This window comes from Streptacidiphilus fuscans, assembly GCF_015690355.1.
In the GTDB taxonomy this organism is placed as follows: domain Bacteria; phylum Actinomycetota; class Actinomycetes; order Streptomycetales; family Streptomycetaceae; genus Streptacidiphilus; species Streptacidiphilus fuscans.
Map to the genome: position 1 here is coordinate 674517 of NZ_JADPRT010000001.1, position 23214 is coordinate 697730.

Sequence of the window (23214 nt, forward strand, 5' to 3'; positions counted from 1 at the left end):
CCAGGCGGCATCGGTCGCCGGGCTCGGCATGGTCATGGGGGCGTCCCGGACGTAGGCTGACACCAGCAGAAGCACGCCCCCGCGACCGTTTGGTGCGTGGTGCCGGTGTTCATGAGCAGAAGCCAGAGCCTGGTGGAGCCGTTGCAGGACGTGACGGCCCCCTACCGGACTCGTGCGGCCCGAACACCCGCGAGTCCGCCGCTCGTCTTCGGGTCCGGCGTGGACGAACTCCCCGCACTCGTCAGCCTCAGCCGTGAACAGCCCGTAGTCGCCCGCACCCTCAGCGACGCCGTCACCGCCCTGCACCAGGCCCCGCACCTCGCGTCCGCGTTGCCGCACCTGCTCGAGGACGCGATGGACCTGATGGGCGCGGACTTCGCCAACGTCCAGATCGTGGACCCCCGGGACGGGTCGCTGGTCCTGGTCGCGCAGAGCGGCTTCGGTCCGGCCTTCCTGGAGCACTTCGCCGTCGTCCGCGACGACGACTCGGTGTGCGGTCTCGCCGCTCGGCAGCGCACCCAGGCTGTGGTGGCCGACGTCCGGGCCGAGCCGACGCTGGAACCGCACTGGGGCGTCTTCCGCGCCGCCGGTGTCCGCGCCGTCCAGTCGACGCCGCTGCTCGACGGCACGGGCCGGTTGATCGGGATGATCTCCACGCACACGCCCTCGCCACGCGGTCCTTCCACACGCAGCTTGCAGGTCATGGACCTGTACAGCCGCTTCGCGGGCGAGGCCGTGGCGCAGTTCCTCGACGGGACCTCTCCGCTGGGCCGTGCCGCCGACCGGGGTCGCGGCTGAACCAGCACGGCGCAAGCTCCGTGACCGGCGCCGGATCCGGTCGTTGCTCCGGACATGAAGAAGATCATCACCGCCGCCGTCCTCGCCACGGCGGCTCTCGCCACCGCCGCGCCCGCCGCCCATGCCGACAACGACAGCAACTTCGGCCCCGGCGTCAACGCGGCCAACAACTGGAACTTCTCCGCCGCGGCGGTGTGCTTCCAGGAGCTGGCAGTCGTCCCCGTCGGCGGCGCGTGGACCGGTGAGGCCAAGAACCTGTGCAGCAACGGCAATGTCATCGACCACGCGGCCGGGGGTCTCGGTCTGCCGGGCTGACCTTTCGCGCCACCCGAGCGGCCCCGCACCTAGGGTGGTCGCCGTGACGACGCAGACGACGCAGACGACGCAGACGAGGCAGCCCACGAGGGACGCGCGACCGCTGGCCGTGTTCGACCTGGACGGCACGCTGGCCGAGACCGGACACCGACAGCACTTCCTGGAGCGGCAACCCCGGGACTGGAAGGGCTTCTTCGCCGCCCTGCACCGGGACCCGCCGCTGGACGAGGGCCTGCGGCGGGTCCGGGAGGCGGCGGCGGACTGCGACGTGGTCTACCTCACCGGCCGCCCCGAGCGGTGCCGCAGGGACACCCTCGCCTGGCTGACCCGCCACGGGCTTCCCGAAGGGCGCCTGCTCATGCGGGGCGACGCCGACCGCCGCCCGGCCCGGGCGGTCAAACTGGAGGTCCTGCGTGACCTCGCCCGGCGCCGCGAGATACGCATGCTGGTGGACGACGACGAGTTGGTGTGCGACGCGGCCGAGCGAGCGGGCTTCCGCGTGGTCCGGGCCCGATGGGCCAGCACCTCGCAGTCCGCGTCGACGGCCCTACGGGACGCGCAGGAGCGTGACGGCAGGACCTGACGGGCAGTCCTGACGGGTGGTCAATCATCCGAGCAGAAGGCCGATACCGCTTACCAGCATCACCAACGCCGTTGCGGCGTGGACGCCGTAGGCGATGGCCTTCGGCCCGCCGCTGCGCAGAATGACCACCGCGTCCCCGGCAGGTATCGCGGCGAACACCACCATGTACCAACCGAGAACCGATGTCGTCGCGACGAGCATCAGCACGAAGACGAAGACCCCGGGCGCGATCTCGCGCAGTCCTTTCACGCGCAGCCAGGGCAGGAGGGCGCGGTCGTCGGGGCGTGCGCCGGGAATGCCGAAGCCGGTGGCGGTCTGTGGTCTTGTCACACCGTTCCCGCCCATGAAGACGAGGCCCGCGCCGATCAGACCGGCGAGAACGGTGGCAATGGTGGTGATCATCGGCTGTCCTGTCCGTTGAGAGTGTTGAGAGTTGTGAGTCGTTCTGCAGTGACTCCGGCGCATCCGGCTGGTCCGGCGAAGGTGGCGACGCGGCTGTCGCGGTCAGGGGACGAGCACGATCCGGCCGCGGACACCGCCCTTGGCCATCGCCTCGTAGGCAGCCGCAGCTTCGTCCAGCGGTATCACGGCGTGGACGCGAGCCGGGAGTTCACCCGTCGCCACCCGCGCGAGCAAGCCGGCGAGCCGCGCGCCGTCGGGACGGGCGAACACGACGTCGACGGCGATACCGCGCTCCTCGGCAAGCCGCGCGGCCGGCTGCACGCCGACGAAGCGGCCGCCGTCGCGGACCGCCCGTAGGGCGTGCTCCTGCAGGGCACCGGCGTCGGCGACGGCGTCCCAGCCCTGCCCGAGATCGGTCGCGAAGTCGGCGCCGAGGCCCCGGACGAACGGCTCGTCGGCCGCGCGCGCCACCCCGGTCACCCGCCAGCCCCGGTCCTGCGCGAGGACGGCGACGTACGCGCCCAGCGCACCGGCCGCGCCGGTCACCAGCAGGCGCGAAGCCGCGCCCGACGCCTCACCGAGCAGGTCGAGGAGCTGGGCCGCGGCGACGGCGTTGACCGGCACGGTCGCCGCCTCGACCAGGTCCACGCCGTCGGGAACGACGGCGACGTTCGCGGCGGGGGCGAGCAGGTGCTCGGCATGGGACCCGTGGTCGCGGTCGAAACCGTCGACGAACCCGGCGACACGCGTGCCGACCTGCAGCTCGACACCGGGTCCTGCGGCGTCGACGGTGCCGGCGAAGTCCCAGCCGAGACCGGTGAAGTCCGGCTGGTGCACGAATCCGAGCTGGTGGAAGACGCCCCCGGCCACCCCGAGGTCGACCGGGTTGATCGCTGCGGCGGCAACGTTGACGCGGATCTGGTCCGGCCCGGGCTCGGGCACCGGGACGTGGACGGTCTCGATCGACCGCGGCCCGGACGGCACGCGGACCACGGCCCGCCGAGAGGTCGTCGGATTCATCTGACTCATCATCAACTACTCCTTGAGGAACGTCCAGTGAGATCGGACTTGCCTTCGCTGTGGCGCGACATCAGCATGGAGACACCTGCTTCCTGCCGGGAAGTAGGCACCTTGAAGTGCGTAAGTCACCGAGTGGAAGGGACGACTGATGGCGACCAGCACCGCGTCCGAGCGGCGGGCCGTGGCCAAACTGCAGTACGACGCGTTCCTCGCGGTCTGTCCCAGCCGCCAGCTCCTGGAGCGCATCTCCGACAAGTGGGTCGCCCTTGTGCTCGCCGCCCTGGGCGGGGACGGGCCGCGTCCCGGAGAGGCCTCCCACGGCGAACCGCGGCCCATGCGCTTCTCCGAACTGTCGCGCCTGATCTCGGGCGTGAGCCAGAAGATGCTGACGCAGACGCTGCGCGCACTGGAGCGCGACGGGATCGTGAGCAGGACGGTGACCCCGACGGTGCCGGTCACCGTCACGTACGAGCTGACGGATCTCGGTCGCTCGCTCCAGGGCCTCATGCGCGGCATCAAGGACTGGGCGGAGGGCCACATGGAGGAGGTCCTCACCCATCGCGACGGCTACGACCAGCGGCAGTACGACGCCGTCGGCTGAGGTCTTCGGACGGAGCTGTGTAGGGGCGGGGAAGCGGGACATGTGAACGGGGGAGCGGGATGAGTGAGGGGTCACCGCGTTCCGGGGCTCTGGAGAGCCTCTGGAGTCTGGCGGACGACCTGTACGGCCTTTTCGTCCGGACGGGCCTGTCGGGGCGAGCGGGCGCTCGGGCGGCGCGAACTGCCGGTTCCCTGATGGCGGAGGCCTGGGAGGGCAGCCTGCCGCCGCTGGCCGCGCTCCGTGCCCATCTGCAGGCCTGCGGGGTGGCGGAGCTCGACGCCTGGGAGCTGCGCTGGGACGGGATCCGGCGTCAGATCGAGGTCGACCAGGGCATTTTGGGGTTCCGGCTCCCCAAGGCGGAGATCGTCAGGACCACCTTCGCACGTCGGCCGGCAGGTTCGTACGCCTTCGCCCTCCCGCCGTTCCTTTCCTACGGATCCTACGGACCGCAGGAGTTCACCGCCGAGTTCCTCGTGCACTGTGCGGTGAGAGACCGGGTCCAGCTCGTCCGGAGCGGTGTCCGGGACATCCCGCGCCTGCTCATGACAGAGGCCTGGGCACGGCTGCGGCTCGCCCAGCGCGAAGACCGCGACCCGGCAGACGAGTTCGAGGGTGAGTTTGCGGCCATGCCCCTGATGCGGGGTGTCGGCATCGACGCCTTCGTCGAGGTGCGCACCGTCCCGTTCCGGCCGGCACCCCAGCAGGCGCCGATGCCTCAGCCGTACGGTGGTTTCCCCGCTTCTGAGCCGCCCCATCCCACCGGAGCGATGCCGCAGCAGCCCGCGGTTCCCGGCCAGGGCGGCATGCCCGAGGGCGTCTGGCCGTGCCTCATCCCGCCGACCGGCTCGGGGAACCGGTTGTCGCCCGTCCCCGAGCCTTGGGCGGACCCCGGTCGGGAGCGTTTCCTCGTCGCGGACATGGCTCCGGCGGTGCGGCTCGGGAGCACGTGCAGCCTGGTCGTGAGCATCCTGACGGACCGACCCGTCGACAACGTCAGCGCGGCCCGGTCCTTTCAACTGCCCACTGCGACCGGGGGCGTGGCAGTGACGGTCGTTGTACACCCCTCTTCCGGCCTGCTCCCCGAAGACGCCCTGGAGCAGGTGGTCCGGGTGCCACCGGACGGCGACGCGGCACCGGTGCGGTTCCCGTTCCAGGCCGTCCAGGAGGGCCCGCAGCGGGTGCGGCTGACGGCGTGGGTCGGCGGGTCGTTCCTGTGCGAGCTGGAGGTGCAGGTCTCCGTCCACGCGTCTTCCCGCGTCGCGGGAGCGCCGCGTCGAGCCGTGGCCGCCATGGAGTCACTGGTACCGGCCCAGGGCGAGGTCACGCTGCAGATCACCACGATCGACGGCCGACGCGCGTTCCAGATCATCTCCGAGCCGTATCTGGGCCGACTCGTCCATGCGGAGAGCCTGGTCGGGGCTCCGGGCGATGCGGTGGAGCGGGCCATCTCGACGCTGCGGGACCTGGCGGTGGGGCGTTCTCCCTACTCGGCCGGCACGGCGCGTCGTTGGATGGAGGAGGTCGGTGCCGGGCTGTGGCGGCAGATGGTCCCGGATGTGGTCAAGGACGAGTTCTGGCAATTGCGGGACCGGATCACCACGTTCACGATCGCTGCCGACGACGACATCCCGTGGGAACTGCTCTACCCGCTGGCTCCCGGCTACGACGACGGTTTCCTGGTCGAGTCTCTCCCGGTGCTGCGCCGGGCGAGGGGCCAAGGCCGCGCCCGTAGCCTGCAGTTGTCGGATCCGCGTTTCGTCGTGTCGGCCAGGCAGCCGGTGACCGCTGCTGAGGAGATCGCGGCGATCCAGGGTGTCATCGGCCGAGGTGCGGTGATCGACTCGATCGAGGGCGTCCTGGACGCCCTCGACGCCGGGGAGTTGAACGTCGCTCATTTCGCCTGCCACAACGCGTTCCAGCTCGACGGCGGCGGTTCGCGGATCGAGATGGCGGGTGGGCCGTCGGTGCCGGGGATGCTCAACCGTGTGGCGGTCAGGCGCAGTCTGGCGGCGCGCAGTCCGGTGGTCTTCCTCAACGCCTGCCGGTCCGCGGGGGCGGTGCCGGAGTACACGCAGATGATGGGCTGGGCCCAGCAGTTCCTCAGCGCGGGCGCCGGAGCCTTTCTCGGTACGCTGTGGGCGGTCCGCAGCGACAGGGCGAGCTCGTTCGCCACGACGTTCTACACCGCGCTCGCGGAGGGCCGCCCGCTCGGTCAGGCCGTGCTGGCCGCCCGACGGCAGGCGGCTGCCGGTGACGGCGATCCCACGTGGCTGGCCTACACCGCCTACGGCGACCCCGCCGCCACCGCCCTCACCACTACCGCCCTCTGACCTCAACCCCGCCCTTCTGGAGCCTTCATGGACACCGGTCTGCCGGTCGACGACCTGATCACCGTCATCAAGCGGGCGATCAAGCACGCCAACATCTCCGACACCGACGCCGACCGGGACCTCCGGGTCACCTCCGTCTACCTGCACCTGCACACCGTCGCCACCGCGTCGTCCGGGGGAGGCGTCGACTTCCGGATCCCGTTCGTCGGCATGCAGTTGAAGATCGGCGGCAAGGTCACCCACAAGGACACCCACTCGATCGAGCTCACCCTCGTGCCCGAGGACCTTGTCGAGCACGAGGTCCGCGACGGGCAGGTCGAGGCCGTGCTGGTCGACGCGATCGAGACGCTGCGCCGCCTGGTGGCCCGGGCAGGCGTCGGTGAGGACCCGTTCGTGCTCAAGGACAGCACCGTGGAGCTCGTCTTCGCGGTCGAGGAGGACGGCACGATCGCGCTCGGCTTCGAGGGCGAGCTGAAGAACGAGGTCACCCACACACTGCGCCTCGGCCTCGGCGTGCCGCCCGGCGCGGCGTGACCGATCTGGCAGCGCGTGACCGATCTGGCGGGGCGTGACCGGTCGAACCTCGTGCCGGTCCGGGCTCAGCCCGTCCAGGACCAGTCCGCCACCTCCGGCAGGTCCGTGCCGTGGGCGCGGATCCACGCGGCGTGGCGGGTACGGACGTCGGCCATGCGCTGCCGGACGCCCGCCGCACGGGCGGCCAGGCCGGGGACGCGGTCGATGACGTCCATGACCAGGCGGTAGCGGTCCAGGTCGTTGCGGACCACCATGTCGAACGGCGTGGTCGTGGTGCCGGACTCCTTGTACCCGCGCACGTGCAGCTCCGGGTGGACGGCGCGACGGTAGGCGAGCCGGTGGATCAGCCACGGGTAGCCGTGGTAGCCGAAGATCACCGGCTTGTCCCGAGTGAAGACGGCGTCGAACTCGCGGTCCGGCAGCCCGTGCGGATGCTCCTCGGCGGGCATCAGCCGGGCCAGGTCCACGACGTTCACCACCCGCACGGCCAGCTCCGGCAGTTCCTGCCGCAGCAACTGCGCCGCCGCCAGCACCTCCTGGGTGGGGACGTCGCCCGCGCAGGCGAGCACCACGTCCGGCTCGCGGTCGCCGCGTTCGGTGCCGGCCCACTCCCAGATCCCGAGGCCCCGGGCGCAGTGGACCCGGGCCTCGTCCAGCCCCAGCCAGTCGAAGCACGGCTGCTTGCCCGCCACGACCACGTTGACGTAGTCGCGGCTCGCCAGCACGTGCTCGGCCACGCTGAGCAGCGTGTTGGCGTCCGGCGGCAGGTAGACGCGGACCGCCTCCGGGCTCTTGTTGAGCACGTGGTCGACGAAGCCGGGGTCCTGGTGCGAGAACCCGTTGTGGTCCTGCCGCCAGACGTGCGAGGTGAGCAGGTAGTTGAGCGAGGCGATCGGCGCCCGCCAGGGGATCTGCCGGGTGGTGCGCAGCCACTTGACGTGCTGGTTGACCATCGAGTCGACGATGTGGACGAAGGCCTCGTAGCAAGAGAACAGGCCGTGACGCCCCGTCAGCAGGTAGCCCTCCAGCCAGCCTTGGCACAGGTGCTCGGAGAGCACCTCCATCACCCGGCCGTCGCGGGCCAGATGCTCGTCGACGGGCAGCACCTCGGCCTGCCAGGCCTTGCCGGTGGCCTGGTAGACGGCCTGGAGCCGGTTGGACGCGGTCTCGTCCGGGCCGACCAGGCGGAAGTCGCGGCGCTGCGCGGTGTCGGCCATCACCTGGGCCAGGTAGTCGCCCAGGACGCGGGTCGGCTCGTGCACGGTCGCGCCGGGCTTGTCGACCGGGACGGCGAACCGCTCAAGCTCGCGCAGCGGCAGGTCGCGCAGCAGCAGCCCGCCGTTGGCATGCGGGTTCGCGCCGAGCCTGCGGTCGCCCGTGGGGATCTGCCCGAGCACGCCCGGCACGGGGCGTCCCTCGGCGTCGAAGAGCTCCTCGGGGCGGTAGGAGCGCAGCCAGGCCTCCAACTGCCGCAGATGCTCGGGATTCTCGCGGACCTGGGGGAGCGGGACCTGGTGGGCCCGCCAGGTGCCCTCGACCGGCAGCCCGTCGACCTCGGCCGGGCCGGTCCAGCCCTTCGGGGTGCGCAGCACGATCAGCGGCCAACGCGGGCGCTCGGCGACGCCCTCCGCGCGGGCCGCGTGCTGGGCGGCGGCGATGTCGTCCAGGGCGGTGTCGAGGGCGGCGGCCATCGCTCGGTGGACGGCGAACGGCTCGTCGCCGGTGACGTGGATCGGGGCGTAGCCGTAGCCGCGCAGCAGCTCGTCCAGCTCCGGCTCGGGCAGCCGGGCCAGGACGGTCGGGTTGGCGATCTTGTAGCCGTTCAGGTGCAGGATCGGCAGCACCGCGCCGTCGTGGACCGGGTCGAGGAACTTGTTGCTGTGCCAGGAGGTGGCCAGCGGGCCGGTCTCCGCCTCGCCGTCGCCCACGACGCAGGCGACGACCAGATCCGGGTTGTCCAGCGCGGCCCCGTAGGCGTGCGCCAGCGCGTAGCCGAGCTCGCCGCCCTCGTGGATCGATCCGGGAGTCTCCGGCGCGACATGCGAGGGCACGCCGCCGGGGAAGGAGAACTGCCGGAAGAGCCGCGCCATCCCGGCCTCGTCGCGGGTGATGCTCGGGTAGTGGTCGGTGTAGCTGCCGTCGAGCCAGGAGCAGGCGAGGACCGCCGGTCCGCCGTGCCCTGGCCCCCAGACGCAGAGGGCGTCCAGGTCGCGGTCGCGGACGGCGCGGTTCAGGTGGGTGTGCACCAGGTTCAGGCCGGGGGAGGTGCCCCAGTGGCCGAGCAGCCTGGGCTTGATGTGCTCCGGGCGCAGGGGTTCGCGCAGCAGCGGGTTGTCCATCAGGTAGATCTGTCCGGCCGCGAGGTAGTTGGCGGCGCGCCAGTGGGCGTCCAACTCGGCGAGTGCGGCGTCGGTCAACGGTGCGCTCATGGTCGGGCTCCCCCTCCGGGAGTGCGGTCGACGGCGTCTTCGCGTACACCGTCCACCGTGGCGGCCCGTGACGCCGCCCGGACAGGGCCGACCGGACCACACTCGCCGCCGGACGAGGCCGGACGAGGCCGGACGAGGCCGGACGAGGCCGGACGAGGCCGTTCGGCGACGGGGACGGGGCCGATCGGTCCTGTCCGGGCCGGGGAGCGGGTGGAAGGGTGGGACCACGGGGACGACCGCCGCTGCGGTGCGAGGCCACCCGCCCGCGACAGGGCCCGCTCGATTCGCGGCGTCGTGCCCATCCAGGAGGCGACGACCCATGGCAACGCCCGCAGCCGCACCGCGCCCGTCCGCCCCCGCGCCGAGACGTTCCCGCCTCGCTCGTCTCGGCCGACTTGTCAGTCTGGTCGGTCTCGTCGATCTCGCCCGGGGGCTGCCGGGCCGCCCGAGCGTGCTGCGGCGTCGGACCGACACCTGGCGGTCGGTCCTGCTGGAGCTCCGGATCCTCGGCGTTCTCGCCGCGCTGGCGGTCGGCGCGCTGGTCGGGATGTCCGTCTACCAGCAGGGCCGTGCGCACGCGCTGGAACAGGCCAGGAACCTGCGTCCGGTGCAGGCCAGGATCGTGAGCCGACCCTCCCCGACGGGCGACGGCGGTGACGTGGCCCAGGTGACCTGGACCGCCTCCGACGGCACGGTGCAGCAGGCCGTCACGGGCGTCCCGGCGGCGGACGGGGTGGGGGACCACGTCGGGATCTGGCTCGACGCGAGCGGCCAGCCGGTGGCCGCACCCACCTCCGTCGTGAACATCGCAGGCACCGCCGTGCTGGTGGGCCTGCTGGTGACGGTCGGCGCGGGCGTCGTGGTCGAATCGGCCGGAGCCTTGGCGCGGTGGCACCTTGACCGTCGGGACGAGGAGACGTGGGAGACCGAGTGGCAGGTCGTCGAGCCGGTCTGGTCCCGCCGCCGATGAGCCGCAGGGCGGGGCCAAGGCCAGCGGCGTCACGGACGCGTCACGGAGCCGCCGTCACCGACGGTCGGAGCGCGTGGACCGGCCCGGCCCTGTGGCGTGCTGGGCCGCTTGCTCGGCGGCCTGGGAGGCGATGACGGCGGCCTGGACCCGGCGCTCCACCCCGAGCTTGGCCAGCATCCGCGAGATGTGGTTCTTCACGGTCTTCTCGGCCAGATAGAGGCGCTGCCCGATCTCACGGTTCGTCAGGCCTTCGCCGACGAGTTCCAGGATGTCCCGCTCACGGTCGGTCAGTTCGCCCAGCGCGTCTCGCGGCTGCGACGCATGCGCGGCCTGCGAGGTCTGCATGGATTGGGCGCTCTGGCCACGCAGGCGGGAGATCAGCCGGGTGGTCGCGCCCGGGTCCAGCATCGACCGGCCCGCGCCGACGGTGCGCACGGCCGAGACGAGGTCCGTGCCGCTGATCTGCTTGAGGACGTAGCCCGAGGCCCCGGCCATGATCGCGTCCAGCAGGGCGTCCTCGTCGTCGAACGAGGTCAGCATCAGACAGGCGAGATCGGGGAGTTGCGAGCGCAGGTCCCGGCAGACGGTGATGCCGTCCCCGTCCGGGAGCCGCACGTCCAGCACCGCCACGTCGGGGCGCAGGGCAGGAACCCGAGCCAGTGCCTGGGCGCGGGTGGCGGCCTCGCCGACGACCTCCAGGCCGGGCTCGGCGTCGAGCAGGTCGCGGACACCGCGGCGTACCACCTCGTGGTCGTCCAGCAGGAAGACACGGATCGTGTCGGCGGCGGCACCGCCGGAGGAGTCGCCGGTCATCCCTCCACCCCATCTCGTCGATCTGCGCGGCCGCGCTGCGCCTGCGTCGCACGGCGATCGAGAGGATCGTCGCGCGCACGCCCGGCGTCCGACAGGGCCGAACGGTCCCATCTTCGCGCGATCGACGCCGCGGGGCGCTGCCGGCTGCGGCGATCGCACCTGGTGCGCCGGTCGCCGATGCTGGGTAACGTGGCGATGACCGGGTTGCCCGGCCGGTCCGCCGTCGGGGTGGAGAGACAGGTGCCCGAGGAACCGCCGCACGGGACGGAGAAGGGAGCCCTGGGGCTCCCGGATCTGCGTCTGGACCAGCTTCTGGCTGAGCTGCAGTCCCGGCTGGACCTTGCCCGGGGCACCCGGGACCGCGTGCACGCGTTGCTGGAGGCGGTCCTCACCGTCGGCCGCGAGCTCGACCTCGAACAGGCGCTGCAGCAGATCGTCGAGACCGCCGCGACGCTCGTGGACGCCCGCTACGCCGCCTTGGGCGTCATCGGCGAGGACGCCTCGCTCGCCAAGTTCCTCACCACCGGGCTGACTCCCGCGCAGGTCGAGGCGATCGGCCCGTTCCCCACCGGCCACGGCATCCTCGGCGAGCTGATCCGGCGCCCCGAGCCGCTGCGGCTGGGCGACATCGCGGACCACCCCGCCTCCGTCGGCTTTCCCGCCAAACACCCGCCGATGCACAGCTTCCTGGGCGTGCCGATCCGGGTGCGCGGCGAGGTCTTCGGCAACCTCTACCTGACCGAGAAGCGAGGCGGCGGCCAGTTCGACGCCGAGGACGAGTCGGTGCTGCAGACGCTGGCCGTGGCCGCGGGCGTCGCCATCGACAACGCCCGCCTCTACCGCGACGCCCGGCTGCGCGAGCGCTGGCTGGTCGCCAGCGGTGAGATCACGGCCCGGCTGCTCTCCGGCGCCGCGGAGCAGGACGTGCTGGCCGAGCTGGTCCAGGCGTCGCTGGAGATCCTGGAGGCGGACCTCGGCGTCATCGCCCTCACCCTGCAGAGCACGGGCGGCACCGAACTGGCGGTCCAGCTGGCCGAGGGCGTCGACGCCGAACTGCACCGAGGACTGCTGCTGCCTTTGGAAGGCACCTTCATGGGCACGGCCTTCGCCTCCGCCGCGGCCGTCACCAGCGCCGACATCGCCCACGACCCCCGGGTGACGGCGGGGCCGCCGCGCTGGCGGGGGCTCGGCGCGGCGGTAGCGGTGCCGCTGGGGCGCGGGCCGGGAGGTCCGCGCGGTGTGCTGATGCTGGCGCGCCGGGCGGGTCTGTATCCCTTCACGCCCGCGGACGTCGCCCCGCTGAAGGCCTTCGCCGACCAGGCCGCGCTGGCACTGGAGCTGGCCGGCCGCCGCAGCGACGCCGAGCAACTGGCGCTGCTCGAGGACCACGACCGGATCGCGCGGGACCTGCACGACCTGGCCATCCAGCGGATCTTCGCGACCGGCATGACGCTGCAGAGCGCCCAGCGGTTCATCGACCACCCCCAGGCCGCGGAGCGGGTCGGCCGGGCGGTGGAGGACCTCGACGAGACGGTGAAGATCATCCGCACCTCGATCTTCGGCCTTCGCTCACGGGGATCCGCGCAGGAGTCGGCGGGACTGCGGGCGCGGATCGTCGACGTCGTCTCCCGTTTCATCGCCACGCTCGGGTTCACGCCCTCGATCCGGCTGGAGGGGCTGCTCGACACGGACGTCCCTGCGGACCTGGCCGAGGAGGTGCTGGCGGTGCTGGAGGAGGCACTGAGCAACGCCTCCCGTCATGCCCGGGCCAAAGCGATCGACGTCTTCGCCAAGGTCACCGGCGGCGACGCGCCGGAGGTGGTGCTGACCGTCACCGACAACGGCGTCGGCCTGCCCAGGACCGTCCGTCGCAGCGGGCTCGCCAATCTGGAGGAGCGAGCCGTCAAGCACGGCGGGGAGTTCGAGCTCGACGCCAACCCGGCAGGCAGCGGCACCCGGCTGCGCTGGCAGGCGCCGCTGCAGACCGACTGAGAGCCCTGACAGGCGCGCCGCTCCACCCCGAACCCGTTGGATCGCGTCCCTGAGGCATTCCCCGGGGTCGCAGAGAGGGCCGATGGGCCCTGTCCGTCGTCGCCGCCGTGGCGAACCCTGGGGGGTGAGCCATCCCTCCTCGGCTGGCCGGAAGGAAGGGCCAAGGCGATGACCTCTTCGCTGATCGTCGGAGTCGACAGTTCCGACGCGAGCCTGGGCGCGGCCGACTGGGCGGGCAGCGAGGCCGCCGCGACCGGGCGGAGCGTGCGCCTGGTGCACGTCCGCCCGGGCGGCTTCTGGAGGTGGCCGGGCGACGAGCGGGTCGACGAGGCCGAGCAGGACGCCCTGCAGGCCATGAAGTGGTTCGCCGACGACCTGCGCCGAGCCCATCGCGGCCTGCGGGTGGACGTCGAGACGGTGACCGGGCCGGTCGACCGGGTACTGCTCGCCAGCGCCGACCAGGACGGCACGCTGGTGCTCGGTACCCGGGGGAGCGGCGGCTTCGCGGCCCTGCTGCTTGGCTCGGTCGCGCAGTCGGTTGCGGCGCAGGCGGAGACCCCCGTGATCCTCGTGCCGCAACAGGCCGCCGCAGCCCAGCCCGGTTACCGGGTCGTCGCCGGCGTCGACCCGGCGGGGGACTGCCGGCCCGTGCTCGACTTCGCCCTGCGCAACGCCCAGGACCACGGGGTCGTCATGCGCGCCGTCCACGTCTGGCAGCCTCCGGTGCCCTGGGGCGCCGGTCCCGTCCAGCCCGGCGAGGCCGAGCGGCACGAGGTGGAGCACCACCAGGTGCACGCCCTGCGCGAGGCGGTGGCGGCCGCTCATGCGCGGTTCCCGGTCGTCGAGTCGACCAGCGCGGAGCTCTCCGGCGATCCGGCGAGGGTCCTGGTCGAGGAGGCGGAGAAGGCGTCGCTGCTCGTCGTCGGCCGACGACGGCACCGTCCGGTGTCGGCCCTCGGACCCGTCGCCCACGCGGCGGTCCACTATTCCCGCTGCCCGGTCGCCGTCGTCCCGCACTGGTGACCGAAGGAAGAGGAGGACCGAGCATGTTCGCGGTGTCACCTTCAGGGACGACGGAACCGGGCCGGGCCGGTGCGGAGCGACGCACCGTCAAGGTCGATCTGACCGAGGACGAGTGCTGGAGCCGGCTGGGCGGGCACGGTGTCGGCCGCATCGTGTTCCTCGTCGGCGGAGCCCTGATCGTCCGGCCCGTCGACTACCAGGCCGCCGACGGAGTCCTGCGCATCCGCTCCGACGAGAGCGACGTCCTGGCGGGGGCGGTCGGACGGCGGGTCGTGCTGGAGGTCGACTGCGCGGACGACGCATGCGGCCCGGGCTGGAGCGTTCGGGTGTCGGGCCACGCCGCGCTGGATCGTCGCGACGCCGTCCGGTCCGGTTCACCGGAGGGGGAGGGGGAGCCGGAGCCCTGGGCGGACGGGCCGAGTGACCTGCTGGTCCGGATCCGCCCCCACCGCGTCGCCGGACAGACACGCCTCGCAAGCCGATCCGGGACCCACCCGTACGGGAGCCGGCCATGACCGAGAACACCCACACCGCAGCCGTCCGGGACGCCCTGACGCCGGATCAGCTCGCGTTCCTGGCGGCGGCCGGAGGGGCCGCGCCCTCGCTGCACAACAGTCAGCCCTGGCGTTTCCGCGCCACGGGCGACCGCCGCGCGCTGCTGGTCCTCCGCGACCCCTCGCGCGCGGTCCCGGCAACCGACCCGACGGGCCGCGCCCTGCATGTCTCGGTCGGCGCGGCGGTCCTCAACCTGCGGGTGGCTGCCGCCGCGCTCGGAGTGGAGGCGCAGCTGCACCTGCTCCCTGACCCGCAGCAGCTGGACCTGCTCGCCCGGCTCGACTTCGCCCGGCCCGAGCCCGACGCCGGCCCGCTGCCGGACGCCGAGCTGTACCCGGCCGTCGCCGAACGCCACACCAGCAGGCAGCCGTTCGCCAACCGGGACGTGCCGGAGCAGCTGGTCGGCGAGCTGATGGCCGCGGCCGACCACGAGGGCGTGGTGCTGGCGATGCTGGAGGAGTACGAGACCCGGCGGGTGCTCGCGCTGACCGCCGACGCCGAACGACGCACCGCCGCCGACGCGGCGCGCGAGGCCGAGGCACGGAGCTGGGTGCGCCTCGAAGCCCCCGCAACCGACGGCATCCCGGCTGAGGCGCTGGGCCCGCTCGACCACGACGCCCACGTGCCGGTGCGCAGCTTCACCGGACACCCGCCCACGTCCGTCCCGCGCTCGGCACACTTCGAGGCCCTGCCGCAGCTGGCGACGTTCACCACCGCGCACGACGACCGCAGCGCCTGGGTGCGCACCGGGATGGCCCTGGAGCGGGTCTGGCTCCTGGCGACCGCCCACGGCCTGCGCGCCTCGGTGCTGCACCAGGCCGTCGAGTGGCCCGACACCCGGTGGCAGCTGCGCGACCCGGAGACCGGACCCGGCTACGTCCAGATCATCCTGCGACTCGGCTACGGCCCGGCCGGAGCCGCCACGCCGCGCCGCCCGGTCGCCGAGATCCTGCAACTCTCCTGAGCGCACACAAGCGACCCGCGGCACTCACGCTCGGCACGACACCATCAGGCTCGGTAAGGACAGCCGCTCAGCTTGCTCGGAGCTCGCTCAGAGCTTGCTCAGCGCAGGGCTCGACGCGGGGATGCGTCGGCGGGACGCGCCGAAGTCGACGATGACGGCGTCTTCGTCGTCTGCGACTTCGAGGACGCGGCCGAGGCCGTACTTGTCGTGGCTGACCCGGTCACCTGCCTCGAAGCTGACCGGGGGCGGCGCTGGAGTCGCTTCCCGCGCGAAGGGGCTCGTGGGAAGTACGCGTCTGGACCACTCAGATCTTGTCATTGGTGCCAGTATGCGCCTTTCCGGAGCGCTTCCGGTCGGGCACGGCCGGTGATGGTCACCGGTCGTAGGTGTTCCGCCAGCGTGCGCGGTGCTCGCGGTCTCCCTGCCCGTCCCCGTTGACCTGGGGAAAGGACATCAGGGACGCGCCGCTGTTCCACAGGCCGAGCAGGTCGCGGTGCACCGCCCAGATGCCGTGTTGGCGGCACAGGTCCTGGGCGGGGCGCGTGAAGCGCGTGGTGGTGACGAAGACCCCGACCTGCGCCCCGTGGTGCTGCAACGCGCCCATCAGATCGCGGATCTCCCGCGCGGGAATCGCGTTGTGGGGCGCGTAGCGCTTGCACTGCACCACCATGCTGCGCCCGTCGGGGAGCAGCCCGCGGACGTCCGCCCCGTTGTCGCCCGCGCCCCCGACGCGCACCACCTCGGTGCAGCCGTCGCGGCGGCACAGCGCGGCCACGAGGTCCTCGAACTGAGTGCCCGTCATCCCGTCGACCTCGGCGAGGGTGCGGTGCCCGGCAGCGATCGCGTCCTGCTCGCGCCAGAGCCGGTCCTGGCGACGCGCGGTCCGGTCGCGGTACCAGAGCGCCCGACCTGCCGCGCCGACAGTTGTGGCTGCCACGACGGCGGTGACGTACGGCCACGCCGTGGCCCAGTTGGCGGCCAGCAGTATCCCGGCGATCAGCGCGCCGAACGCCGCCAGTGCCTTGAGCCTGCCGGCGCGCCGCCGGGCGGCGGCGGACCTTCTCCTGCGCGGCAATGCTGCCCCCTTGCGAAGTGACCTTCCGTCATCTCTCCCCAGGGCGGCGTGACGGCGAACGCGCCATAGCGTTCACTCTTGCCTCATTGCAACGGCTGTGGTTTCTGTCATTGCGTTAGATTTACGCTCACTGCAACGAAATCTCCGCTTCTACCTGTGCTGATGCTGATTGAGCGCAACAAGACTGTTGCCAGTTCCTTGAACGCAACGTAGCGTTCTCAATGTCAGAAACAACGACAGCACGTCCGAGCACAGGAGAGAACGATGCAGAAGTTCGCCGCCACCGCCCCGGTCTCCGTCGTCGCCGAGGTCGCCTCCGGGCGCATCCAGGTCATCGCCGCCGACCGCGCCGACGCCACCGTCGAGGTCCGCCCCGCCAACCCCGACAAGAGCCGCGACGTCAAGGCCGCCGAGCAGACCACCGTCGAGTACGCCGACGGCGTCCTGCGGATCCGCACCGCCGAGGGCAAGAACCAGTACGTCGGCCCCTCCGGATCGGTCGAGGTCACCGTCCAACTCCCCGCCGGCTCCCACCTGGAGGCCCACACCTCCGCCTGCGAGCTGCGCGGCGTCGGCCGCCTGGGCGACGTGGTCTTCGACGGCGCCTACCAGCAGATCAAGATCGACGAAGCCGCCGGCATCCGCCTGACCGCGGTCGACGGCGACGTCGAGATCGGCCGCCTGACCGGCCCCGCCCAGATCAGCACCGCCCGCGGCGCGATCCGCATCGCCGAGGCCACCAGCGGCGCGGTCGTCCTCCGCACCGAGATGGGCGACATCACCGTCGGCGCCGCCCCCGGCGTCTCCGCCTCCCTCGACGCCGGCACCGGCCACGGCCGCGTCAGCAACGCACTGAAGAACGACGGCACCACCGCACTCGACATCCGCGCCACCACCGGCCACGGCAACATCACCGCCCGCAGCCTCTGAACAGCGGGGGAAGTGCCCTCGCCGACTGCCCGGCCGGGTCCACGGCTCTCCGCCACGGACCCGGCCGACCGGACAGCCGGACAACGGGTCTACCGGCCTACCGGCCTACTGGCCTACTGGCCGAAGGTGCAGGTCAGCGAAGTCCGGCGAAGAGGTCGTTCTCCGGGACGGGCGCGCCGGTGGTGTCCTGGACGCGGACGAACGTCTCCACACCCATCAGCTCGGTGAACCGCTCCTTGCCCATCCGCAGGAAGAAGATGTTCTCGCCCTGGCTGGCGTGCGCGGCCAGCGCGTCGAACTTCTGGCCGCCGAACGCGGTGGTGTCGACCCAGGTGGTGATCTCGTCGTCCGGGAGCCCGATCTCGGGCATCGTCTCGGCCTCGGTGCCACCCTCGACCTCGGCGCCCGCCTCGGCGTCGGCCTCGGACGGCTCCTGCTCCCAGTCCGCGCCGAACTCGCGCATGACCTCGCCGAACCGCTGCATCATCGAGCGGGGAGCCGTCGTCCAGTAGACCTTGGGAGTCGACTCGGTCAGGGCAAGCGCGGCGGTGGTGATGCGATTGGCCTGGATGTGGTCGGGGTGGCCGTAGAAGCCGTTCTCGTCGTAGGTGACGACGACGTCAGGCTGGTAGAGGCGGATCAGCTCGGCGAGTCGGGCCGCGCCCTCCTCCACGGGGGTCTGCCAGAACGCGCCGGGAGCGTCGTTGGCCGGCCAGCCCATCATGCCGGAGTCGCCGTAGCCGAGCGTCTCCAGGTGATGGATGTTCAGAACCTCGCAGCTGGCCTTGAGTTCCTGGAGCCGCATGGCGGCCACGGCCTGCGGATCGTGTCCGGGCTCGCCCGGCTTGACGCCGCCTGGCCCGTCACCGCAGGCGCCGTCGGTACAGGTGACCAGGACCGTCCGAATGCCCTCGGACGCATAGCGGGCGAGGACCCCTCCCGTGCCGGTGGCCTCGTCGTCAGGGTGGGCGTGCACGGCCATCAGCGTCAGGGGCCGGTCGTTCATCAGAAGGTCCTCCGGGACAAGCTCGGTCTGGGTCGTGGGCGTCGATGCTGGAGCGACCAGGCGTCGGGCGTGCCCGAGGGCCCAGTATCACGTCAGGCGCATGCCCCGTCGACCTGTGCTCCCCGCCCGCGCCGTGACGGCCGCTTCCTCAGTGCAACAACGGCGGCCGGAGCGACTGTTCCCGCCAGCCCCTGAGAAGAGGAGCGGAGATAGGGTTGAGCTCATGATCCTCCCGAAGGTCCGGGACCCCCGCTTCGTGACCGTCCGCCGTGGCGGCACCCTCACCGACGCGGACCACCGTCTTCTCGCGCTCTGGGCCGCCGCGTGCGCAGAGCACGTCCTCGGCCTCTTCGAAGCCGCCCGGCCGGAGGATCCGCGCCCGCGCCAGGCGATCGAGCATGCCCGCGCCTGGACGCGGGGCGAGGTCAAAATGATGGAATCGCGCGCGGCGGGTGGCCACGCCATGGGCGCGGCCAGGGACCTGAGCGGCGCAGCGCGCCACGCCGCCTACGCCGCCGGGCAGGCCGGGGCCGTCGCCCACGTTGCCGCGCACGAACTCGGTGCGGCCGCCTACGCGATCAAGGCCGCGCGTGCGGCGGCACCGCAGGGCGAGAGCGAGGCCGCCGGGCGCGTCGAGTGCCGGTGGCAGCGCGACCAGCTCCCGGAGGCGATCCGCGAGCTTGTGCTCGACGACCAGAGACTGCGCAACGACATCTGCTGGTCGGTCTTCGACTGCTGAGTCGGGCTGACACCGTCGAACCCTGATGATGTGTCATCCGCCGGTGCCGCGCCCATGCCGTCGCTACAGTGTCGGCATGACTTCGGTTCGGGCGAACGGTGTGGATCTGGGCATCGAGAGCTTCGGCCGCGAGGACGATCCGCTGGTCCTCCTGGTTGGCGGCACGACGATGCTGTCCTGGCCCGACGCGCTCTGCGACCGGCTGGCTTCGGGCGGGCGGCGCGTGGTCCGCTACGACCTGCGTGACTCCGGCGCGTCGACGACCCTCGACCCCGAGAACCCGGCGTACGACCTGCGGGATCTCGTCGCCGACGCGGCCGCGCTGGTCGCGGCGCTGGGTGCCCGGACCGCGCACCTCGGTGGCATCGGCGTCGGCGGGATGGTCGCGCAGGTCGCCGCCCTGGACCACCCGGACGTGTTCTCCGCGCTCACCCTCGTCGGGACCCGGCCGGTGGCACCGGGCCCGGTCGACGAGGACCTGCCCGGCCACGACGCTGCGGTCATGGGTTCGCTGTTCTCCCGCCCGCGTCCGGACTGGACCGACCGGGACGCCGTCGCGGCATTCGCCGCCGATGGCGCCGGGCCGCTGGGCGACGACCCCGAGGAGGCGCGGGCGACGGCGGCCCGGATCTGGGACCGGACGCCGTCGAGTGACCCCGCCGTGCACCAGGCGAACCAGCTCAGGACGGCCTTCTCCCGGATCGACTGCGCCCCGCGCTGGCGGGAGCGGCTCGTCGACCTCGACGTGCCCACGCTCGTGGTGCACGGCCGCGCCGACCCGTTCTTCCCGGTCGGCAACGGCGAGGCGCTGGCCGCCGAGATCCCCGGGGCGCGCCTGCTCGTCCTCGACGACATGGGAACCGCCCTGCGGCAGGCCTCGGCCGACCAGGTCGCTGCGGCCATGCTCGCCCTGTGACCGCTCGCCCTGTGACCGCTCGGGTGGTGCCCGCTCGGGCCCGGCTGTGCGGCTGTGCCGGGGTTCAGCGTGCTGTGGCGGCCGACTACCGAGCGGTCCGAGGCGTCACTGGGCCAACTGTCGGCTGATCACCAGCCGCTGGATCTGGTTGGTGCCTTCGAAGATCTGCATGATCTTCGCCTCGCGCATGTAGCGCTCGACCGGGAAGTCGCGCGTGTACCCGTAACCGCCCAGGACCTGGACCGCGTCCGTCGTCACCTTCATCGCCGCGTCCGTGGCGATCAGCTTGGCGACGCTGGCCTGGCGGCTGAAGGGGCGGCCGAGGTCGCGGCGGCGGGCCGCGTCGAGGTAGGTGGCGCGGGCCGAGTCGACGGCCGCGGCCATGTCCGCCAGCAGGAAGCCGAGGCCCTGGTGGTCGACGATCTTCCGACCGAAGGTGGTTCGCTCGTTGGCGTAGCCGACGGCCGCGTCCAGCGCCGCCTGGGCGAGCCCGGTGGCGCAGGCCGCGATGCCGAGGCGGCCGCTGTCGAGCGCGCTGAACGCGATCTGCAGGCCCTGGCCCTCGGTGCCGAGCAGGCGGTCCGGCTCGATGACGGCTCCGTCCCACATGGCCGAGGTGGTCGGGACCGCCTGGAGCCCCATCTTCTCCTCAGGCTTGCCGAAGCTCAGGCCGTCCGCCGCGCCCGGCGCCAGGAAGCAGGAGATGCCGTGGCTGCCCGGTGCGGTGCGGGCGAACAGGGCGTAGAAGTCGGCCTTCCCACCGTGGGTGATCCACGCCTTGTTGCCGGTGATGCGGTAGCCGGTGAGCGCGCCGGTGGCGTCGGTGACCTGCTCCGCCTTGCAGGTCAGCGCGGCGGCGTCGGAGCCGGCCTGCGGTTCGGAGAGGCTGTAGCCGCCGATGAGTTCGCCGCCGAGCATGTCCGGCAGCCAGCGCTCCTTCTGCGCGTCGGAGCCGAAGGCGTTGACCGGGTGGCAGGCGAGGGTGTGCACGCTGGTGGCCACCGCGACCGCGGCCCAACGGGCGGCGAGCTCCTCCAGGACCTGGAGGTAGACCTCGTAGGGCTGGCCGCCGCCGCCGAACTCCTCGGCGTAGGGGAGCCCGAGCAGGCCCGCCCGGCCGAGGGTCGCGAAGAGACCCTCCGGGTAGATCTCGCCCTTCTCGTGGGTGTCTGCCCTGGGCGCGAGCTCCTTGTCGGCGAGTTCCCTGGTCAGCGCGATCAGGTCCTCGGCCTCCGGGGTGGGCAGCAGACGATCAACGGCCATGGCGGGGCTCCAACCGGTACTTTGTGCGGTACGTCAGTACCGGAAATGGTAGCCCCAAACGAGCGCGGGGATAATACCCAGATGATCGAGACTGCCGACGGGGTCGGACCCAAGCAGACCGGCCGGGGCGCCGCCCGGCGGTACGAGCTGTTCGAGGCCTTGGTGGAGCTGCTGACCCAGGAGGGTTTCGCCCATCTCACCCTCGACGATCTGGCCGCGCGCCTGCACTGCTCCAAGCGCACGCTCTACGGGCTGGCCGGGAGCAAGGAGCAGCTCGTCCGGGCCGTCGTGGTGCACTTCTTCCGCCATGCGACCGAGCGGGTCGAGGCGGCGCTTGCGGCCGAATCCGGCCCGGCTGCCAGGGTGTCCGCGTACCTGAGCGCGGTCGCGGCACAACTCGCGCCGCTCTCACCGCAGTTCTTCGAGGACGTGGCGGGCTTCGAGCCGGCGTCCGAGGTCTACGAGCGCAACACGCGGGCGGCAGCCCGCCGGGTCGAGCAGCTGATCCAGGAGGGGGTGACGGCGGGGGAGTTCCGTGAGGTGCACGTCGCCTTCGCGGCGGATGTCATCGCCTCGGTGATGGTCCGTATCCAACAGCGCCAGGTGGCCGCCGCCACGGGGCTGGCCGACGCCGAGGCCTACGACTGCCTGGCCGAACTCCTGCTGCACGGCCTCAGCCGCTAGGCGGGCAGGGGCAGGGGCCCGCACGGCGCGTATGTCCGGGCGGGCCCCGCGGTGTGGACCGTCCCCCCGGCGGCCCACACAAACGAAAACGCCTCGGCCACGCATGACGGCCAGGGCGAAGCCTCAGTTCGAAGATTCGAAGCAGAGAGGCGCATCGCTCCGCACGAGATCATCCACGAAGTGAATGGCACCTCGGCACCCCTGGTCGGCGGTGTCCCGGCCCGCCGATCGGGGGTCTGGGTCAGGTGATCACCAGGGTGCTACCAGGTCAACGAGGCAGCAAGCGTCAGGTGAGTCGGCGCCGGATGCGCCAGAAGCACAGGCCCGCGAGTATCGCCGCAAGGGCGGTGAACAGTGCCGACTCGTACCACTGGAAGGGCCAGTAGCGGCTGGCAGGCTGGAGAGTCACACTGACGTGGGCGTCCTCTTTGGCGATGCAGTCCGGGAGTTGTGCAGGCGAGACGGTGTTGACGCAGTAGGACCACCACGCGGTGTGGCCGACGTCCTTACCGGACGAGTCCAGGACGTCGCTGGTGGACACGATCCACGGGCCGCCGGGGACGCTCACGCCGCCGACCGCGCCGTACGCGCCGAAGAAGGACAGTTGGCTGACCTCGGTCCTGGTGAGCGCGACCGTACGGCTGACCGGGGTGACGTAGTTCGGTCGCACCACGGTGGGGATGAGGCCCTGCACGAGGACGAACGCCACCAGGGCTGCCGCCATCGCCGGGACCGTACGGCGTATGAACAGGCCGAAGGTCGTGCCGAGCACAAAGGCGAAGACGCCGTACGCCAGCGGCACGATGTTGCGCGCGTCGAAGACCAACGGGGAGAAGCGGTCGTCGTTGACCGCGTCGATCGGGCCGGCCGCCCAGGTCAGCAGCAGGCTGTAGCCGCCGGTGAAGGCGACGGTGGCCAGGCCGACGAATCCCAGCTTCACCGCCAGCCAGCGTCCGCGGGTCACCGTCTGGTTCCACACCAGCCGATGGGTGCCCGACTCGAGCTCACGGGTGATCAGAGGCACGCCCCAGAACATCGCGACGACGGCAGGGACCGCGATCAGCACACCTCCGAGGACGTCGACCTGCAGGTTGTACTGGCTGGTGAACTCGCTCATCACCCCCGCGCAGCTGCCCGCGGCGCAGAGCGCGGCGTCCGTGGTGTACGTGTGTCTGATCTGCAGGCCGAGGACCACCGTGTAGACCGCCAGGAGCGCCAGCGTCGCGGCTCCCAGCAGTGCCGGGGTGCGGAACTGACGCCAGGTCATCCAGA

Annotated in this window: 24 protein-coding genes; 15 read left to right on the top strand and 9 right to left on the bottom strand. The window is 72.1% G+C overall.

From position 1 onward, the window contains the following. Positions 1–111 precede the first annotated feature (111 nt). The 3 genes from I2501_RS03060 to I2501_RS03070 are packed head-to-tail and all read left to right on the top strand — an operon-like array spanning position 112 to position 1696. Positions 112–798, top strand: coding sequence for a GAF domain-containing protein (locus tag I2501_RS03060; protein WP_196192174.1), 687 nt, complete (start codon positions 112–114; stop codon positions 796–798). Between the two features lie 54 nt (positions 799–852). Continuing rightward, on the top strand, positions 853–1113 hold the full coding sequence (locus I2501_RS03065) for a hypothetical protein (RefSeq protein WP_196192175.1): 261 nt from the start codon (positions 853–855) through the stop codon (positions 1111–1113). 43 nt (positions 1114–1156) lie between these two features. Continuing rightward, positions 1157–1696 (top strand): phosphatase domain-containing protein, encoded by a 540-nt coding sequence (locus I2501_RS03070; protein ID WP_196192176.1) that lies wholly within the window; start codon positions 1157–1159, stop codon positions 1694–1696. 24 nt (positions 1697–1720) lie between these two features. Here I2501_RS03070 and I2501_RS03075 read toward each other — a convergent pair whose 3' ends face one another. Continuing rightward, complete coding sequence (locus I2501_RS03075) at positions 1721–2098, bottom strand: DUF4267 domain-containing protein (RefSeq protein ID WP_196192177.1); 378 nt, start codon at positions 2096–2098, stop codon at positions 1721–1723. A 102-nt stretch (positions 2099–2200) separates the two neighbouring features. Beyond that, the gene (locus I2501_RS03080) at positions 2201–3130 is read right to left on the bottom strand and encodes an NADP-dependent oxidoreductase (protein WP_236045749.1); all 930 of its coding nucleotides are present in this window, start codon (positions 3128–3130) and stop codon (positions 2201–2203) included. Between the two features lie 136 nt (positions 3131–3266). On the opposite strand from I2501_RS03080, the gene I2501_RS03085 reads away from it, so the two are divergent. The 3 genes from I2501_RS03085 (at position 3267) to I2501_RS03095 (ending at position 6583) form a co-directional block, all read left to right on the top strand. Next, positions 3267–3719 carry a winged helix-turn-helix transcriptional regulator gene (locus I2501_RS03085; protein WP_196192178.1) on the top strand — a complete coding sequence of 151 codons (453 nt, stop codon included), beginning with the start codon at positions 3267–3269 and terminating at the stop codon, positions 3717–3719. A 194-nt stretch (positions 3720–3913) separates the two neighbouring features. Then, on the top strand, positions 3914–6049 hold the full coding sequence (locus tag I2501_RS03090) for a CHAT domain-containing protein (protein WP_196192179.1): 2136 nt from the start codon (positions 3914–3916) through the stop codon (positions 6047–6049). A gap of 27 nt (positions 6050–6076) precedes the next feature. Beyond that, positions 6077–6583: a trypco2 family protein gene (locus tag I2501_RS03095; RefSeq protein ID WP_196192180.1), complete on the top strand. Its 507-nt coding sequence runs from the start codon at positions 6077–6079 to the stop codon at positions 6581–6583. A 65-nt stretch (positions 6584–6648) separates the two neighbouring features. Here I2501_RS03095 and I2501_RS03100 read toward each other — a convergent pair whose 3' ends face one another. Then, positions 6649–9012: a phosphoketolase family protein gene (locus tag I2501_RS03100; protein WP_196192181.1), complete on the bottom strand. Its 2364-nt coding sequence runs from the start codon at positions 9010–9012 to the stop codon at positions 6649–6651. 319 nt (positions 9013–9331) lie between these two features. On the opposite strand from I2501_RS03100, the gene I2501_RS03105 reads away from it, so the two are divergent. Then, positions 9332–9982 carry an Rv1733c family protein gene (locus tag I2501_RS03105; RefSeq protein ID WP_196192182.1) on the top strand — a complete coding sequence of 217 codons (651 nt, stop codon included), beginning with the start codon at positions 9332–9334 and terminating at the stop codon, positions 9980–9982. 54 nt (positions 9983–10036) lie between these two features. Here the strand turns inward: I2501_RS03105 and I2501_RS03110 are convergent, their stop codons facing one another. Further along, positions 10037–10795, bottom strand: coding sequence for a response regulator (locus tag I2501_RS03110; RefSeq protein ID WP_196192183.1), 759 nt, complete (start codon positions 10793–10795; stop codon positions 10037–10039). 240 nt (positions 10796–11035) lie between these two features. Here I2501_RS03110 and I2501_RS03115 point away from each other — a divergent pair, with 240 nt between their 5' ends. From I2501_RS03115 to I2501_RS03130, 4 genes are all read left to right on the top strand, one after another. Then, positions 11036–12787, top strand: coding sequence for a sensor histidine kinase (locus tag I2501_RS03115; RefSeq protein ID WP_328806167.1), 1752 nt, complete (start codon positions 11036–11038; stop codon positions 12785–12787). A gap of 168 nt (positions 12788–12955) precedes the next feature. Then, the gene (locus tag I2501_RS03120; RefSeq protein WP_196192184.1) at positions 12956–13810 is read left to right on the top strand and encodes a universal stress protein; all 855 of its coding nucleotides are present in this window, start codon (positions 12956–12958) and stop codon (positions 13808–13810) included. 23 nt (positions 13811–13833) lie between these two features. Then, positions 13834–14325: a pyridoxamine 5'-phosphate oxidase family protein gene (locus I2501_RS03125; RefSeq protein ID WP_196192185.1), complete on the top strand. Its 492-nt coding sequence runs from the start codon at positions 13834–13836 to the stop codon at positions 14323–14325. Then, entirely contained in the window at positions 14322–15329 is a 1008-nt protein-coding gene (locus tag I2501_RS03130; protein WP_196192186.1) for an Acg family FMN-binding oxidoreductase, read from the top strand. Before I2501_RS03125 ends, I2501_RS03130 begins: the two co-directional genes overlap by 4 nt. 87 nt (positions 15330–15416) lie before the next feature. Here the strand turns inward: I2501_RS03130 and I2501_RS03135 are convergent, their stop codons facing one another. After that, a complete protein-coding gene (locus I2501_RS03135; RefSeq protein ID WP_196192187.1) occupies positions 15417–15647 on the bottom strand; it encodes a hypothetical protein in 231 nt (76 codons plus the stop codon). A 55-nt stretch (positions 15648–15702) separates the two neighbouring features. Further along, a complete protein-coding gene (locus I2501_RS03140; RefSeq protein ID WP_236045750.1) occupies positions 15703–16404 on the bottom strand; it encodes a restriction endonuclease in 702 nt (233 codons plus the stop codon). A gap of 264 nt (positions 16405–16668) precedes the next feature. Here I2501_RS03140 and I2501_RS03145 point away from each other — a divergent pair, with 264 nt between their 5' ends. Next, a complete protein-coding gene (locus I2501_RS03145; protein ID WP_196192188.1) occupies positions 16669–17334 on the top strand; it encodes a DUF4097 family beta strand repeat-containing protein in 666 nt (221 codons plus the stop codon). A 133-nt stretch (positions 17335–17467) separates the two neighbouring features. Here the strand turns inward: I2501_RS03145 and I2501_RS03150 are convergent, their stop codons facing one another. Next, a complete protein-coding gene (locus I2501_RS03150; RefSeq protein WP_196192189.1) occupies positions 17468–18340 on the bottom strand; it encodes a PIG-L family deacetylase in 873 nt (290 codons plus the stop codon). A 223-nt stretch (positions 18341–18563) separates the two neighbouring features. Between I2501_RS03150 and I2501_RS03155 the strand changes: the two genes are divergently transcribed. Beyond that, positions 18564–19079 carry a putative immunity protein gene (locus I2501_RS03155; protein ID WP_196192190.1) on the top strand — a complete coding sequence of 172 codons (516 nt, stop codon included), beginning with the start codon at positions 18564–18566 and terminating at the stop codon, positions 19077–19079. 76 nt (positions 19080–19155) lie between these two features. Further along, a complete protein-coding gene (locus I2501_RS03160; RefSeq protein WP_196192191.1) occupies positions 19156–19995 on the top strand; it encodes an alpha/beta fold hydrolase in 840 nt (279 codons plus the stop codon). A 105-nt stretch (positions 19996–20100) separates the two neighbouring features. Here the strand turns inward: I2501_RS03160 and I2501_RS03165 are convergent, their stop codons facing one another. Beyond that, positions 20101–21258, bottom strand: a complete 1158-nt coding sequence (locus tag I2501_RS03165) for an acyl-CoA dehydrogenase family protein (RefSeq protein ID WP_196192192.1) — start codon at positions 21256–21258, stop codon at positions 20101–20103. Between the two features lie 81 nt (positions 21259–21339). Here I2501_RS03165 and I2501_RS03170 point away from each other — a divergent pair, with 81 nt between their 5' ends. Beyond that, complete coding sequence (locus tag I2501_RS03170; RefSeq protein WP_196192193.1) at positions 21340–21942, top strand: TetR/AcrR family transcriptional regulator; 603 nt, start codon at positions 21340–21342, stop codon at positions 21940–21942. Positions 21943–22228: 286 nt separating this feature from the next. Here the strand turns inward: I2501_RS03170 and I2501_RS03175 are convergent, their stop codons facing one another. Continuing rightward, positions 22229–23209 carry an anaerobic carbon-monoxide dehydrogenase catalytic subunit gene (locus I2501_RS03175; protein WP_215909251.1) on the bottom strand — a complete coding sequence of 327 codons (981 nt, stop codon included), beginning with the start codon at positions 23207–23209 and terminating at the stop codon, positions 22229–22231. Positions 23210–23214: the final 5 nt, after the last annotated feature.